The sequence below is a fragment of the Pseudoalteromonas haloplanktis ATCC 14393 genome (assembly GCF_000238355.1).
Taxonomy (GTDB): domain Bacteria; phylum Pseudomonadota; class Gammaproteobacteria; order Enterobacterales; family Alteromonadaceae; genus Pseudoalteromonas; species Pseudoalteromonas haloplanktis.
Window position 1 is genome coordinate 259381 of sequence record NZ_AHCA01000003.1, and the last position, 14437, is coordinate 273817.

The window sequence follows — 14437 nt, forward strand, 5'->3', positions numbered from 1 at the left end:
TCATGGACTTAATCACTGAACGCCCTCGAATTCTTATTGTTGATGATGAACCTGCCAATCTTAAAGTTATGCGCGAAGTATTAGGCAATCAATATCGCCTTTCTTTCGCCAAATCAGGAGATGCGGCGCTTGCATTAGTCGAAAAAGAATTACCGAAACTCATTTTACTCGATATTATGATGCCTAATATGAGTGGGTTTGAAGTATGCCAACAACTTAAACAGAATCCAGTCACCCAACATATCCCCATTATTTTTGTCACCGCGCTGGCAGATGAAAGTGATGAATTTAAAGGTTTTGAAATTGGCGCGGTAGATTACATTACCAAACCTATCAGCCCAGCGATTGTACGTGCTCGTGTTAAAACCCATTTATCCTTGGTGCAAGCTGAGCAGTTAAAGCAAGCCCATGTCGATTTAGTTCATCGCTTAGGTTGTGCCGCAGAGTACAAAGATACAGATACTGGCGAACACATAATAAGAATGAGTAAATACAGTAAAATTTTAGCGCTGGCCTATGGGATGGATGAGCAGCACGCTGAACTTCTCAAACAAGCCGCCCCCATGCACGACATAGGCAAAATTGGCATTCCCGATGCAATTTTACTCAAGCCTGGAAAGTTAACCGACGAGGAATTTGCGCATATGAAAGAACATGCGCAAATAGGTGCAAAAATTTTAGCGAATTCAACCTCACCATTACTGCAATTAGCTCACCTACTTGCTATGGAACACCACGAAAAGTGGGATGGTACAGGCTACCCCAATGGTTTAAAAGCAGAACAAATATCTATAGAAGGGAGAATTGTGGCAATTGCAGATGTATTTGATGCATTGACATCTAAACGCCCTTATAAACAAGCTTGGAGCGTTGATGAAGCGATTTCTCATATGCGTACACAAGCGGGCAAACACTTTGATCCTCAACTGATTGCTTTATTTGAAGGTCAACTAGATGCAATTTTAGAGGTCTATTTAGCTTATCAAGATTGAGCTAAATATGAGCTGCTATATATAAATAGTCATGAGACGTTATTTCATGACTATTACCACTTAAATCTTTGAAAGTAAACAGAGTACGTTACTTTATGATCCGCCACTACGGTTTTAACTCCTAAATCAGCAAAGTGTTTAAGCCAGGCAATAAACTGCTCTCCTGTCGCACCAAATGCAACACCTTTACTAGTCCCTTCTCGCTCAAATAATGCTAAACGAACGCTCGCAGCTGAGTCTTGTAATGTTAACGGCCCTTTACCTTCATCCCAAAAAGCCAACTCTGGCACAACATGAAACCCTAACACAGCTTTGTACCAAACGACGGCATCAGTTAAATTAACCACATTCAAATGGCAATGATCAATACCGGATAATAAAGGAAGCGTCATATTAGCCAATCTCAGATTTTAGCTGGGCGATAAATGCGTGCATATATTCAGTACGACGCGCAGCTTCTGCTTTTGCAGATGGCGTATTCATGCTGTTTGCGATGTGTAACAGCTTGATGAAAAAGTGGTCAAGTGTATAAAGAGTATCATTAGGGGTTCGCTGCGCACAGAATGGGTCGACAGGATCATACAAATTACGCCCTATTGAACCACCAACCTTCATACAGCGGCTAACTCCTATTGCCCCTAACGCATCCATACGATCGGCATCTTGTACAATTTGTGCCTCCACAGTTTCAATTGCAATATTAGCGCTGAAACTATGTGCTGCAATGGCGTGGTGAATTGCGTCAAAATAGTGTGAGTCATGGCCAATTGAAGTTAAGAATGTGATCGCCTTATCCGCGGCCATTGTCGACGCTTTAGCACGATCAGGATGGTTCTTCGCAACAGCAACACAATCATGTAACCATGCAGCTGGTAAAACAATATTCATATCAGCTTGCTCAGCAATACATAACTGCTTAGCAACTCTCACAACACGCTCAATATGGGTAATATCATGCGCTACATCAGCACTGACTAGCGACATAATAAAGTTACGGCAATGATTTTCTAATTGCTGCAATGAATCACTCAGCGCTAAAACGGGCAAAGATTGTTCCATAGTTCCTATAATTTCAAATTAATACATTGAATTATAGTTACTTTACCGCGGTTATAGGGGGCGATGCAAAACATTCATTGTATGTTCGAGTCTGCTTCACTAAAATACGCCCTTAATTTATCTGTAATGAGAAGCCTAATGTCATCTGCTATATACCTACAAGCTGGTCGTGAAAAATCACTGAAAAGAAAACACCCATGGTTGTTTTCAAAAGCCATCAAAAAAATAAAAGGTAAACCAAGTTTAGGTGACACAGTAACCATTCACGATAACGACGGTAAATTTTTAGCTACTGCAGCTTACAGCCCACATTCACAAATCCGCGCCCGAGTGTGGAGTTTTGATGAAAAAGAAGTGATCGACCAAGCATTTTTTGAACGTCGTTTACGCCGAGCGCTTGCTGCTCGCGAGCAAGTAATCACTGAAGGTGGTTTAACCGGTTTTCGTTTATGTGCTGCAGAATCAGACTTTTTACCTGGCGTTACTATTGATAAGTTTGACAATTTTTTAGTGTGCCAGTTATTAAGTGCTGGTGCAGAGCGCCATAAGGGCGAAATAGTCGGTGCTTTGCTCGCTATTTTCCCAGGCTGTGATGTCTATGAACGCTCTGATGTCGATGTACGAAGCAAAGAAGGTTTGGAGCCAACTATGGGCGTGTTATGGGGTAACAAACCAGAGCAACCCGTGTTAATAGAAGAAAATGGCTTTAAAATTGAAGTTGATATTCTTGAAGGCCATAAAACCGGTTTTTACCTTGATCAGCGCGATAGCCGAGCAGCACTAGAGCGTTTTGTAAAAAATAAAAAAGTGCTTAACTGCTTTAGCTACACAGGGACATTTTCATTATATGCACTACGCGGCGGCTGCGAACATGTCACTAACGTTGATGTATCACAACCCGCTCTTGATACCGCTAAGCGCAATGTTGAGCACAACGAGTTAGATTTAAACCGTGTTGATTTTATCAAACAAGATGTGTTTAAGTTATTACGTCAATACCGTGAAGAAGGCGTGCTATTTGACACGATTGTGATGGACCCACCAAAGTTTGCTGATAACAAAGCACAGCTTACAGGTGCATGCCGAGGCTATAAAGATATCAACATGATTGCTATGCAAATTTTAAAACCTGGCGGCACGTTACTCACATTCTCATGTTCAGGGTTAATGGATCAGAACTTATTTCAAAAAGTCGTCGCTGATGCTGCCCTCGATGCCGGTAAAGACTTATTGATCATGGAGCGTTTAAATCAAGCTGCTGATCACCCCATTGCAGGTAGCTATCCTGAAGGTTTTTACCTAAAAGGTCTGATCTGTAAAGTGTATTAAACTGACCGCAACGAATTAACCTGAGCTCATCAGGTTAATTGAACTGCATTATTTCTAGTCCTGCGGTCACCGTGCCATCACACTCTTTGCTAGCACGGATCACTTTGGCGGTTGCATCAAGTGGTGCAATCGCAGGGCTAGTTGAAGCTATGTTCACTTTAACAATGGTGCCCAATTCAAGTAATTCATCCAAATGAACTGATAATCCCGTTGCACTTAAATCAACACAGACTACATCAAATTGTTGGCCAGCAATTGGCTCAAGTGTCGTTAGTTTGGCATCTGCATTTAACTGCATTCGCCTAAAGTTACGTTTATCTTCATTGAGCATTTAGCCCCCTTACATCACCGTTTTTATTTTCTCTAACAACCCCACCACTGAAAAAGGTTTAACTACATAAGCATCGCAACCGGCATCAAACCCAGCCTGTTGTTCTTGCGCTGACTCTAAACCTGACACCATCACAATTGGAATATTGCGAGTTTCAGGGGTATTTTTCAACATTCTACAAGTATCATAGCCATCTAAGCCTGGCATACAGACATCTAACAAAATAGCATCCGGCGGATTTGCTATTGCCGATGACAAGCAGCTCTTACCTGATTCTGCATAACTGAGCTCAAAGTTAGTTGATAGAGCGACTTTAAGCATCTCAAAATTAAAATACTCGTCGTCTACAACTAGTAAACGCAAGGGTGTGTTAGCGGATGAGCGCATGGTTAATTTCGTTCCTTCTCATCTTCAAATTTTTCCTTTGAGCTAGGTATAATAAATAACCCTAGCTCAATCAATTTCCTTTATAGCATTGAGCACACGTTTTGCTGAAATCGGATATGGTGTGCCTAATGTTTGTGCAAATAGTGAAACTCTTAGTTCCTGCTGCATCCAAAAAATATCCTGTAATTGTTGTGGTACAGGCATTCCTGGCGGTACTTTTTTCAACAGTTTTTGATACTCTTGAGCAACTTTATCTAATTCGAGTACACATAATCTGTCACGATTTGGGTCAACAGGCAACTTTTCTAAGCGTTTTTCTATCGCTTTTAAATAGCGAATTAAATCACTGAGCTTATCGGCTCCATGACTTGAAACAAACCCTTTAAATATTAAAGATTCGAGTTGGCTTTTTATATCACCGTGCGCGGTGATCATGGTTAAATCAACACGGCCTTTCATCTTTTTATGCAACGCATGAGCGATGCTAAGCACTTGTTCAACTTGTGTAGCAATCGCCACAACTGTATCACCAAGCTCCCCACGGATCTGCTCTTTAACCTTTTCAAACGCTTGCTCAGTTCGAACATCGCCAAGCGAAACTAATAAGCTATCAACCCCAGCGGCGATACAGTCATCAATTAAATCAGCCACTTTACCAAACGGATTAAAATATAGACCTAATTTTGCCTTATTGGGTAAATGTTGTTGTAAATATTTTATCGGCGATGGCACATTTAACAAGACTAAACGGCGTAACCCTTGTTGGTGAGCTGCTTGTGCTTTTATTTCATTATCAAATAGTTCAACAGCCGCAGAAGACTTTTTATCCACCAGCGCTGGGTACGCTTTGATCTCATACTGACCTTGTTTTTTAACATAGGATACGGGTAACTTACCAAAGTCCCATTGTATGAGCTCACTTTTCTCTATGCCTTTATCCGCAACCTTAGACAAAGTTTGCGTCACTTTACCTTGTAATTGTGCTTTGAGCTGCGCTAAATCCATGCCCCGTGCAAGCACATTATTCTTATCATCACGTACTTCAAACTGTAAGCGTAGATGAGTTGCCAGTGTGGTGAGATCCCACGCATCTGGCTCCACGCTTACCCCAGTCATTCGCAATAACCGCGTCGTTAACGCTTCAATAAAATTACCTTGCATTGGCTCAATAGCGGCCAATACGGCATCCGCATAATTTGGTGCAGGCACAAAGTTACGACGCAATGATTTTGGTAACGATTTAATTAAGCCGGTGATCAACTCATGACGAAATGCAGGGATATGCCAATCAAAACCAGTCTCTTCCACTTGGTTTAACAAAGCCACGGGAATGTGTACCGCCACCCCATCAACAGCTTGACCCGGATCAAAATGATAACTCAGAGGTAGCATTAGGTTACCTTGCTGCCATACATCAGGGTAATCAAACTCAGTAACGCTATCTGCGCCATGCTGCATTAAATCATCACGGGTCATATGCAAATAGTGTTTATCTTGTTGTTTTTGCGTTTTATACCATTTATTAAATGCTGCACGATTGTTTATTTGCGCAGGGATCTTCTTATCATAAAACTCATACAAGGTTTGCTCATCAACCAAAATATCCCGACGCCGACTTTTGTTTTCAAGGGTTTGGATATCTTCAATTAATTCACGATTAAATTGTAAAAAGCCTTCATTTTGACCTAAATCCTGCTCAACTAATGCGCTGCGAATAAACAACTCGCGGCTTACTTTTGGGTCTATATTGCTATAAACACAGCGGCGTTTAGACACAATTACAAGCCCGTATAACACTTGCTGTTCAAAAGCAATCACTGCCCCCGGCTTTTTCTCCCAATGAGGTTCACTGTAACTGCGTTTTACTAAATGCTGTGCAAGTGGTTCAACCCAATCGATATTAATTTTGGCATTAATACGTGCATACAGTTTACTGGTTTCAACTAATTCAGCCGACATCAACCATTTTGGACTTTTTTTGAATAACCCTGAACCTGGAAAAATATGAAACTGGCTATTGCGCGCGCCTTTATAAAGTTGTTTATCATCTTTAAAACCAATGTGACTTAGCATGCCACTAAGTAAGGCTTGATGAATTTTATCGCCATCAGCAACATTCGTGGTGGCTTTCATGCCCATCTCATTACACACAGTGCTCAACTGATAAACAATATCTTGCCACTCACGAATACGCATGTAGGCCAACATATCTTTTTGACACAATTTCCTAAACTGGCTATTACTCAATTCACTTTGTTGTTCTTCAAGGTAATTCCACAAATTTAAAAATGCGATAAAATCTGAATCAGGATCATCAAAGCGACCATGTTTTTCATTCGCCACAGCGCGTTTTTCTTGTGGGCGCTCTCGCGGATCTTGAATCGACAATGCCGCGACAATAATAATTACCTCGCGCAGCGCACCTATCTTTTGTGCTGTTAGCACCATTTTTGCTAACCGCGGGTCCACCGGCAAGCGACTGAGCTCTAGTCCCGATTTAGTAAGTTGAGTCGTGCTTTTGTGTCGTCCTGGTTTTACCGCTTCAAGTTCTTCAAGCAAAGTTAAACCATCGTTAATATTTCGGCTATCTGGGGCTTGCACAAACGGGAATTGCGCCATATCACCTAAACCTAGACCTAACATTTTTAAAATTACAGACGCTAAATTTGTACGCAGTATTTCTGGATCGGTGAACTCTGGCCGTGAATTAAAATCTTCTTCTGAATAAAGACGAATACAAATACCCGCTTCAACACGACCACAGCGCCCTTTTCGTTGATTAGCACTAGCTTGAGAAATAGCTTCAATAGGCAAACGCTGCACCTTAGTGCGATAGCTATAACGGCTAATTCGCGCTGTACCCGGATCTATTACATAGCGAATACCGGGTACGGTCAGTGATGTTTCAGCAACGTTGGTTGATAAAATAATATGGCGACGGCTATGCGGGGCAAAAATTCGATTTTGCTCTGCATTTGATAATCGAGAATAAAGAGGTAATACGTCAGCCCCTTTTAAATTACGCTTACTAAGTGCATCAGCTGTGTCTCGGATCTCTCGCTCACCATTTAGGAAGATTAATATATCACCTGGCCCTTCTTGGCAAAGTTCGTCAACGGCATCGAATATCCCTTGCAACTGGTCGCCTTCGGCTTCCATGTCATTTTTATCAATGTCAACCAGCGGTCTATAGCGTACATCGACCGGAAATGTCCGCCCTGATACTTCAATGATTGGCGCATCATTAAAGTGCTTTGAAAAACGTTCTGGATCGATGGTTGCTGAGGTAATGATCACCTTTAAATCAGGGCGCTTTGGTAATAGGTTTTTGAGATAACCTAAAATAAAGTCAATGTTTAAACTACGCTCATGGGCTTCATCTATAATAATAGTATCGTATTGATTCAAAAATCGATCTTGTTGAATTTCAGCCAATAAAATACCGTCGGTCATTAATTTTATGTAGCTATTATCAGAAACTTGATCGCTAAAACGTATTTTAAAACCGACTTGCTGGCCAAGTTCACATTGCATCTCATGAGCGATACGATCCGCGACACTACGGGCTGCAAGTCGCCTAGGTTGCGTATGTCCAATATAACCATCAACACCACGGCCAAGTTCTAAGCACATTTTTGGAATTTGTGTCGTTTTACCAGAACCCGTTTCGCCTGCAATAATCACCACTTGGTTATGCGCTATTGCTTGTTTAATGTCGTCTTTTTTCTGACTAACAGGCAATTGCTCCGGGTAAGTTACTGTCGGCAATTGAGCTAAGCGCACTTCACGCAAATCTTGGCTGCGGGTAATATCCGCGGTGATTTTTTCAACAACGGCCGCTTGTTTTGTTTCATCGGTTATTTTTTTTATGCCATGAAGGCGTTTTTTAAAGATGAATTGATCTTTTCTTAGACACGTTTTTAGCTCACCAAACAATTGACCTAGGTTAACCACCCGCACTACCTTATAATATTTGAAAAAAGACGCACAATTATACCCAAGCTACCTCAAGATGCGAGCGTCGTTGAAATTAAAAGCGATTTTGACAAGACATTGAATACAGATTATGGCTACTCCTTTTTAAAATTAGTCACTTACAAAACTAGTGTAATGTTGACCAGATAAAAGGGAGTAGCGAAATAACTCAGCTAGTTATGCCAAGCGACTTAACTATTTAACTACTGAAGTAACCTAAAAAAAGCACTAACTGCGTGAGTCATTTTCAAATGGAACAATAATTATCGTTACTTAATTGCTGCAACGACAGAAATTTCAACTAACAAGGCATCACGTGCCATTTTAGCTTCAACACAGGCGCGTGCTGGCGCATGCCCTTCAGGTACCCACGCATCCCACACCGCATTCATATCTGCAAAATATTCCATGCTTTTTACATAAATGGTGGCACTGAGCATGTGCTCTTTAGAGCTCCCCGCTTCATTAAGCAATACTTCAACTTTATCAAGCATGGTTTGTGTTTGTTCGGTGATATTCTTTTCTGCATCAGCACACACTTGGCCGCATAAATAAACGGTGCCGTTGTGTTTAACGATGCGGCTCATTCGCGCACCTGTTTGCAGGCGTTCAATTGTCATAGTTAATCTCAGCTATAATTAGTGTGGCGCTAATTTAGCAAATTTTGACATGAACGCAAGGTTACATATGAGTCTAGACTTCAACGTTGCTTGGAGCGTGAATACTGAGGTATTGGCTGCGTTGATTATTTTCGTCGTAACTTATCACCGCGACAGCCCCTGTATTAAAAATAGGCATGTTTCCGGTGCTGAGTTGATCAACTAAATAGCTAACTATTGGCATATGTGCCACCACTAACCAGGTATCACATTCAGGGTGCATGGCTATCAAAGTTTCCAAATAATCCCCTGCAATTTGTGGATTACCTTCTGGTACTATGTCCGCACAGGTCTCCTCAAATAAGAAAGCATTATGCTTTTTTACGCCTGCAGCAGTTTGCTGGGCACGAATATATGGACTTACTAATAAGGCACTAGGGGCATGCGTTGCTTGCAACCACAAACCCATTTTTTCAGCCTGTTGTTGGCCAACCGAGGTCAAATTTCTACTAGCATCGTCGGCTTGCATTGGTGTCGCTTCGCCGTGGCGCATTATTAGGATTGTTTTCATAAAAAATCAACCAATTAAAGAATATAAAACAGTAGCCAGTTTGCCTGTTTGTCCGCTATATTAAAACAACGTCATACATTTTCGCTCATGATATTCAGGTAGAAATCGCTAGCCATTAAATCGTAATCCTGAAGCTATCATTGTTGTTAACGAGTAAACTTAACGTTTCAGGAGCATCATTTGAATATCAGCCGCAATGATAACAGAACATACCGTGCCCTTACACTGGACAATGGTCTAAAAGTACTGTTAGTGCAAGATAAAGATTCAACTAAAGCCGCCGCATCGATGGCAGTCAATGCAGGACATTTTGACGATCCGCTTGACAGACAAGGGCTCGCGCACTTTTTAGAGCATATGCTTTTTTTAGGAACAGATCAATTTCCTGAGTCTGGAGGCTTTGGCAATTTTGTTTCTCAAGCCGGTGGTAATACCAACGCATGGACGGGGACTGAACACACCTGTTATTTCTTTGATATTAATAATCAAGAGTTTGAGCATGCACTGCATCAATTCAGTCGGTTTTTCATTGCCCCATTACTCAATCCAGCTGAAACCGAAAAAGAGCGAAATGCTATTGATGCAGAATTTAAATTAAAAATAAAAGATGATGGCCGACGAATTTATCAAGCACATAAAGAAACCGTCAATCCCGCTCATCCGTTTGCTAAATTTTCCGTAGGCAATCAACAAACCTTAGCTGATCGCAATGGTTGTGTAAGCAAAGAGTTACGCCACTTTTTTGAAGAACATTATCAAGCGCAATGGATGAGCCTAGTGATCTGCTCCGATGCAGATATAGACACTATGGTGCAATGGGTTAATACCCTGTTTAGTGATATTAAAGGTCAAGCTAAGCCAAAACCTGTGATTGCAGCCTCTTTATATCGCCAACAAGATCTCTGTAAAGTGCTGCATATAGAGCCACATAAGCATATGCAAAAACTAATTGTAAGTTTTGCCATGCCTAATATTGATGAGTTTTATCGCCACAAAACGGTGAGTTTTATTGCCCACTTATTAGGTTACGAAGGGCAAGGCTCACTGTATTCGATTTTAAAAGCACAAGGCTGGATCAACGCACTTTCAGCTGGCGGCGGCATTAACGGCAGTAATTTTAAAGACTTTAATATCAGTATGGCATTGACTGATGAAGGGATTGAATACTATGAAGACATCGTTGAAATGGTGTTTGAGTATATTTGTTTAATTAACCAAAACATCGATAAATTACCACGCTTATACCAAGATAAAAAAAATCTATTGCAAATTGCCTTTGATAACCAAGAAAAAGCGCGATTAATAGACTGGGTTAGTAACCTAAGTATTAATATGCAGCACTACGATGAAGCCAACTATGTACAAGGTGACTACCTAATGGATGGCTTTAATCAAACCGCACACCAAACCGCTATGCAATGGTTAACACCTCATAATATGCGCTTGGTATTGATCCACCCTGATGTTGAGCCTGAACACACAACTCAGTGGTACCATACGCCATATCGAGTCGAGAGTATCTCAAGCTGCTGGCTTGAAGCACTGTGTGAAATCAATGCACCATTACCTGAAATGCTGTTACCCACAGCAAACCCCTATTTGAGCAAAGAAGTCTTACTCTATGATGTTGAACAGGCATATTCACACCCAAGATTGCTAGTCAAAGAGCCCGGATTCGATTTTTGGTTCAAGCAAGACAGCACCTTTCGAGTAGCCAAAGGCCATTTTTATTTAGCAATGGATTCCGACTTTGCTGTTAAAGACATCAAGCACATGGCACTGACGCGTTTATTTGCTGACTTATTTATGGACAGTGTTGCAGAGCAATTTTACCCCGCTGAACTTGCAGGATTAAGTTACCACTTAACATCACATCAAGGCGGCTTAACCTTACACACTGCCGGATTGTCATCTAGTCAATTGGAGTTGGTTGATGAACTACTCGAAGCATTGTTTAATGTCGATATTTGCGCCAAGCGCTTTGCAGAATATAAAAAGCAGCTAGTGCGCCACTGGCGTAACAGTAACCAAAATAAACCCGTCGGCGAACTATTTAGCGTACTTGGCGCAAAAATAATGCCCTGGAACCCTGAGCCAGAGCAACTTGCTGTGGCACTGAAAGATACCAGTTTCCAGCAATTTAATTGTTTTCGTCGCGAATTTTTTAATGCCTTGCATGTTGAGTCATTTTTACATGGTAATTGGCGCGAAAGTGATGCGACTGAGTTTCAAAAGAAAGTGGCTCACCATTTAGCCAAGTCAGCCACAATTGAAGATTTGGCTCGGCCATTATTTGAAATTGAACAAATCACCCGCTCAGCGCAGACCCTTAACTGTAACGATTATGCGATGGTTATTTACTATCAAGCGCAAACCGATGATGTCACTGAAAAAGTTAAAATGATGGCACTCAACCATCTTATTAATCAAGACTACTTTAACGAGTTACGCACCAAACAACAGCTAGGTTATTTAGTCGGTGCCGGTTACGCGCCCTTTAATACCCGTGCTGGGATTGCTTTTTATGTACAGTCGCCAAATTATTCAGCAAACGCGCTGCTTGAGCGCCACAATGCATTTATTGAGCATTATTTAGATTCATTACAACAACTCAACGAAGAGCAGTGGCAACAACAAAAGCATGGTTTAATCACCCATATTGCCGAAAAAGATAAAAACTTACGACTACGTTCGCAACGTTTATGGCTTGCTATTGGTAACCAAGATCATCATTTTCATATGCAACAAAAACTGCTGGAAGCACTCGACAGCCTCAGCTTAGCGCAAATAACAGCCTATATTCGCGAAACTTTTAGCGGATCTAGACCAAGATATGAACTAACAAGTGTGCCAAAAACAAGTAAGTCGACAAAAACAGTACTTTCTTCGCAATCTCTTTGACACAACAGCGTGCTTCTATTAGATTATCAGGTGCAAAAAACAGAAGTGCACAATGATAATAAAAAAAATAAAAGCCAACGCATCCATATTCGTCACATTATTACTGTGCTATAGCCCACTGAGCCATAGCACTGAGGTTGTCGATTTTCATACCATAATGGTGTACTTACCTAGTGCCTTTGTTGCACTGGTACTTCCGTATTTGTTGTTCACTATTCACAAGTTACGCCGCTCACGACAGCAATTAAGTATTTCTGAACGGCGCTTAAAAAGCACCGTTGAAGGCAGTGGTGACACCCTTTGGGATTGGAATATAAAAACCGGTGAAGTGCTGCGCATAAACGATAAATATAGGATGGATAAAAATACCATCATTGACGTTCCCCCCAATAAAGCGCTGATCCACCCAAATGACATAGCGCAGGTAGAGCTACTTTTAAAACAGCATTTTGCAGAGCAAACGGCCTTTTTTGAAGCCAGTTACCGAATAAAAGACAGCTTTGATCGTTGGCACTGGGTACTCGATAGAGGCAAAATAATAGAAAAAGACGCCAACTTAAACCCGCTCCGTATGACAGGCACAGTGCGTGATATTACCCAATTAAAATCAACCGAGGCGCGACTCAATCTATTTGCTAAATGTGTTGAATCACTCACCGATGCACTGGCAATTTATGATAAAAACTTTAACTTGGTTGATCTTAACCCTAGCTTTTTGACCCAGTTTGGCGGTAATCGAGATAATTACTTAAATAAACCATTTACCCTCCCCGGCTACGAACAAAGTTATATTGATGATATTAAAGACACGGTACGTGCAACAGAACACTGGCAACAAGAAGTAAAATTACGCAATAGTGAGCGAAAACTACTCCCGATTGAGATCTCAATTGATGAAATTAAAAACGAACATAATCAAATTTGTAATTATGTAATTGTTTTTTCTGATTTAACCGAACGTAAAAAAGCAGAGTCGCAGCTACATAATTTATCAAACCGAGACCGCACAACCGGTTTGCCAAACCGTAATCTCTTTTTTACTGATTTAAAAAAGCTTGCAAAAAAAGACAACCACCATGCATTGCTGGTCTTTGATCTAGATAACTTTAAAAAGATTAATGACTCATTAGGCCACCAGTTGGGCGATAGCTTACTGGCTAAACTGGCAATGCGGTTAAACAAATTAACCCGTGAAAAGGATGTATTTTATCGTTTAGGGGGGGATGAGTTTGCACTTGTTATGTCTGGCACTAACGATATCCATACCATCACCCGTATGGCAAAACAGTTTTTAGCAGCCATTGCTACGCCATTTAAAATGGCTGGTCATGAATTAGTGATCACCTCCAGTGTCGGTATCGTGTTATTCCCTGAAGACGGTAATACCCCTGAACTGTTGCTAAAAAATGCCGATACCGCGATGTATCATGCGAAAAAGAAAGGCAATAGCTACTTATTCTTCAACGACACCATGAACCGCCAAGCCGTGAAACGTTTACAGATTGAAAACCTGATGCGCTTTGGTTTAAAAGAAGATCACTTTGAAGTGTACTACCAACCAAAAATGAACATTCGCACGGGTAAATTCACCGGTATGGAAGCCCTAGTACGCTTTATTACCCCGAAAAAAGGTATTATCAGCCCGGGCGTGTTTATTCCTATTGCAGAAGAAACCGGGCAAATTATTGAAATTGGTGAAGTGGTACTCAATAAAGCGTGCCGCGATGTGAAAGCTTGGCTGGACGCGGGTTTATTTAATGGCCGTGTTGCCGTGAATTTATCTGCTAAGCAGTTCAGCCTACCAGATCTAACTACCCGTATTGATGTAATTTTGCAAAATCATGCTTTGCCATCATACTTTTTAGAACTTGAAATCACCGAAGGCACGGTAATGGACGACCCACAAGATGCGATTGCGATTATGCGTTCACTCAGCGCCCGTGGTATCCATTTAGCAATGGATGACTTTGGTACCGGTTACTCATCATTGGCATATTTAAAACAATTTCCATTGAATACTTTAAAAGTAGATAAAGCCTTTATTGATGATATGCAAACCGAGCGTGGACGCAATATGGTGGACTCTATTGTCACTATTGCCCATAACTTAGACTTACATGTTGTCGCTGAAGGGGTGGAACAGGCGGATCAAATTGCGATATTAGAAGAGCTAAATTGCGAAACAATGCAAGGCTATTATTATTCAAAACCGCTCTCACGAATTGAATTTACTGAATTTTTGCAAAAACAACAAAACCAAGCAGCGTTGAGTTTAGTACAACAAGCATAACGC

At 41.1% G+C, this 14437-nt stretch carries 10 protein-coding genes and 1 pseudogene; 4 read left to right on the plus strand and 7 right to left on the minus strand.

The features are described 5' to 3' along the window. Positions 1-2 precede the first annotated feature (2 nt). Entirely contained in the window at positions 3-992 is a 990-nt protein-coding gene (locus PHAL_RS0108300; protein ID WP_016707927.1) for a response regulator, read from the plus strand. Position 993: 1 nt separating this feature from the next. Here the strand turns inward: PHAL_RS0108300 and PHAL_RS22895 are convergent. Together PHAL_RS22895 and PHAL_RS0108310 are read right to left on the minus strand one after the other, a co-directional pair. Continuing rightward, positions 994-1384, minus strand: a pseudogene (locus tag PHAL_RS22895) (VOC family protein). Position 1385: 1 nt separating this feature from the next. Next, positions 1386-2051 carry an HD domain-containing protein gene (locus PHAL_RS0108310; protein ID WP_016707929.1) on the minus strand — a complete coding sequence of 222 codons (666 nt, stop codon included), beginning with the start codon at positions 2049-2051 and terminating at the stop codon, positions 1386-1388. A 138-nt stretch (positions 2052-2189) separates the two neighbouring features. Between PHAL_RS0108310 and PHAL_RS0108315 the strand changes: the two genes are divergently transcribed. Continuing rightward, positions 2190-3380 (plus strand): class I SAM-dependent methyltransferase, encoded by a 1191-nt coding sequence (locus tag PHAL_RS0108315; protein ID WP_029216076.1) that lies wholly within the window; start codon positions 2190-2192, stop codon positions 3378-3380. 34 nt (positions 3381-3414) lie between these two features. On the opposite strand, the gene PHAL_RS0108320 is transcribed toward PHAL_RS0108315, so the two are convergent. The 5 genes from PHAL_RS0108320 to sixA all read right to left on the minus strand — a co-directional run bounded on the left by PHAL_RS0108320 (position 3415) and on the right by sixA (position 9243). Further along, positions 3415-3711 carry a PilZ domain-containing protein gene (locus PHAL_RS0108320; RefSeq protein WP_016707931.1) on the minus strand — a complete coding sequence of 99 codons (297 nt, stop codon included), beginning with the start codon at positions 3709-3711 and terminating at the stop codon, positions 3415-3417. Positions 3712-3720: 9 nt separating this feature from the next. Next, entirely contained in the window at positions 3721-4098 is a 378-nt protein-coding gene (locus PHAL_RS0108325) for a response regulator (RefSeq protein WP_016707932.1), read from the minus strand. Between the two features lie 66 nt (positions 4099-4164). Then, positions 4165-8052: an ATP-dependent RNA helicase HrpA gene (gene hrpA, locus PHAL_RS0108330; protein ID WP_029216077.1), complete on the minus strand. Its 3888-nt coding sequence runs from the start codon at positions 8050-8052 to the stop codon at positions 4165-4167. A 290-nt stretch (positions 8053-8342) separates the two neighbouring features. Then, positions 8343-8693 (minus strand): RidA family protein, encoded by a 351-nt coding sequence (locus PHAL_RS0108335; RefSeq protein WP_016707934.1) that lies wholly within the window; start codon positions 8691-8693, stop codon positions 8343-8345. Positions 8694-8766: 73 nt separating this feature from the next. Continuing rightward, a complete protein-coding gene (sixA, locus tag PHAL_RS0108340) occupies positions 8767-9243 on the minus strand; it encodes a phosphohistidine phosphatase SixA (RefSeq protein WP_029216078.1) in 477 nt (158 codons plus the stop codon). 180 nt (positions 9244-9423) lie between these two features. Here sixA and PHAL_RS0108345 point away from each other — a divergent pair, with 180 nt between their 5' ends. Continuing rightward, on the plus strand, positions 9424-12144 hold the full coding sequence (locus PHAL_RS0108345) for an insulinase family protein (protein WP_016707936.1): 2721 nt from the start codon (positions 9424-9426) through the stop codon (positions 12142-12144). A 157-nt stretch (positions 12145-12301) separates the two neighbouring features. Further along, positions 12302-14434, plus strand: coding sequence for a putative bifunctional diguanylate cyclase/phosphodiesterase (locus PHAL_RS0108350; protein WP_016707937.1), 2133 nt, complete (start codon positions 12302-12304; stop codon positions 14432-14434). Positions 14435-14437 lie beyond the last annotated feature (3 nt).

Excerpts from the sequence above, each read along its gene's own strand:
- PHAL_RS0108300 (WP_016707927.1), top strand. The coding sequence starts at position 3 with ATGGACTTAATCACTGAACGCCCTCGAATTCTTATTGTTGATGATGAA.
- PHAL_RS0108310 (WP_016707929.1), bottom strand. The coding sequence starts at position 2,051 with ATGGAACAATCTTTGCCCGTTTTAGCGCTGAGTGATTCATTGCAGCAA.
- PHAL_RS0108315 (WP_029216076.1), top strand. The coding sequence starts at position 2,190 with ATGTCATCTGCTATATACCTACAAGCTGGTCGTGAAAAATCACTGAAA.
- PHAL_RS0108320 (WP_016707931.1), bottom strand. The coding sequence starts at position 3,711 with ATGCTCAATGAAGATAAACGTAACTTTAGGCGAATGCAGTTAAATGCA.
- PHAL_RS0108325 (WP_016707932.1), bottom strand. The coding sequence starts at position 4,098 with ATGCGCTCATCCGCTAACACACCCTTGCGTTTACTAGTTGTAGACGAC.
- PHAL_RS0108335 (WP_016707934.1), bottom strand. The coding sequence starts at position 8,693 with ATGACAATTGAACGCCTGCAAACAGGTGCGCGAATGAGCCGCATCGTT.
- sixA (WP_029216078.1), bottom strand. The coding sequence starts at position 9,243 with ATGAAAACAATCCTAATAATGCGCCACGGCGAAGCGACACCAATGCAA.
- PHAL_RS0108350 (WP_016707937.1), top strand. The coding sequence starts at position 12,302 with ATGGTGTACTTACCTAGTGCCTTTGTTGCACTGGTACTTCCGTATTTG.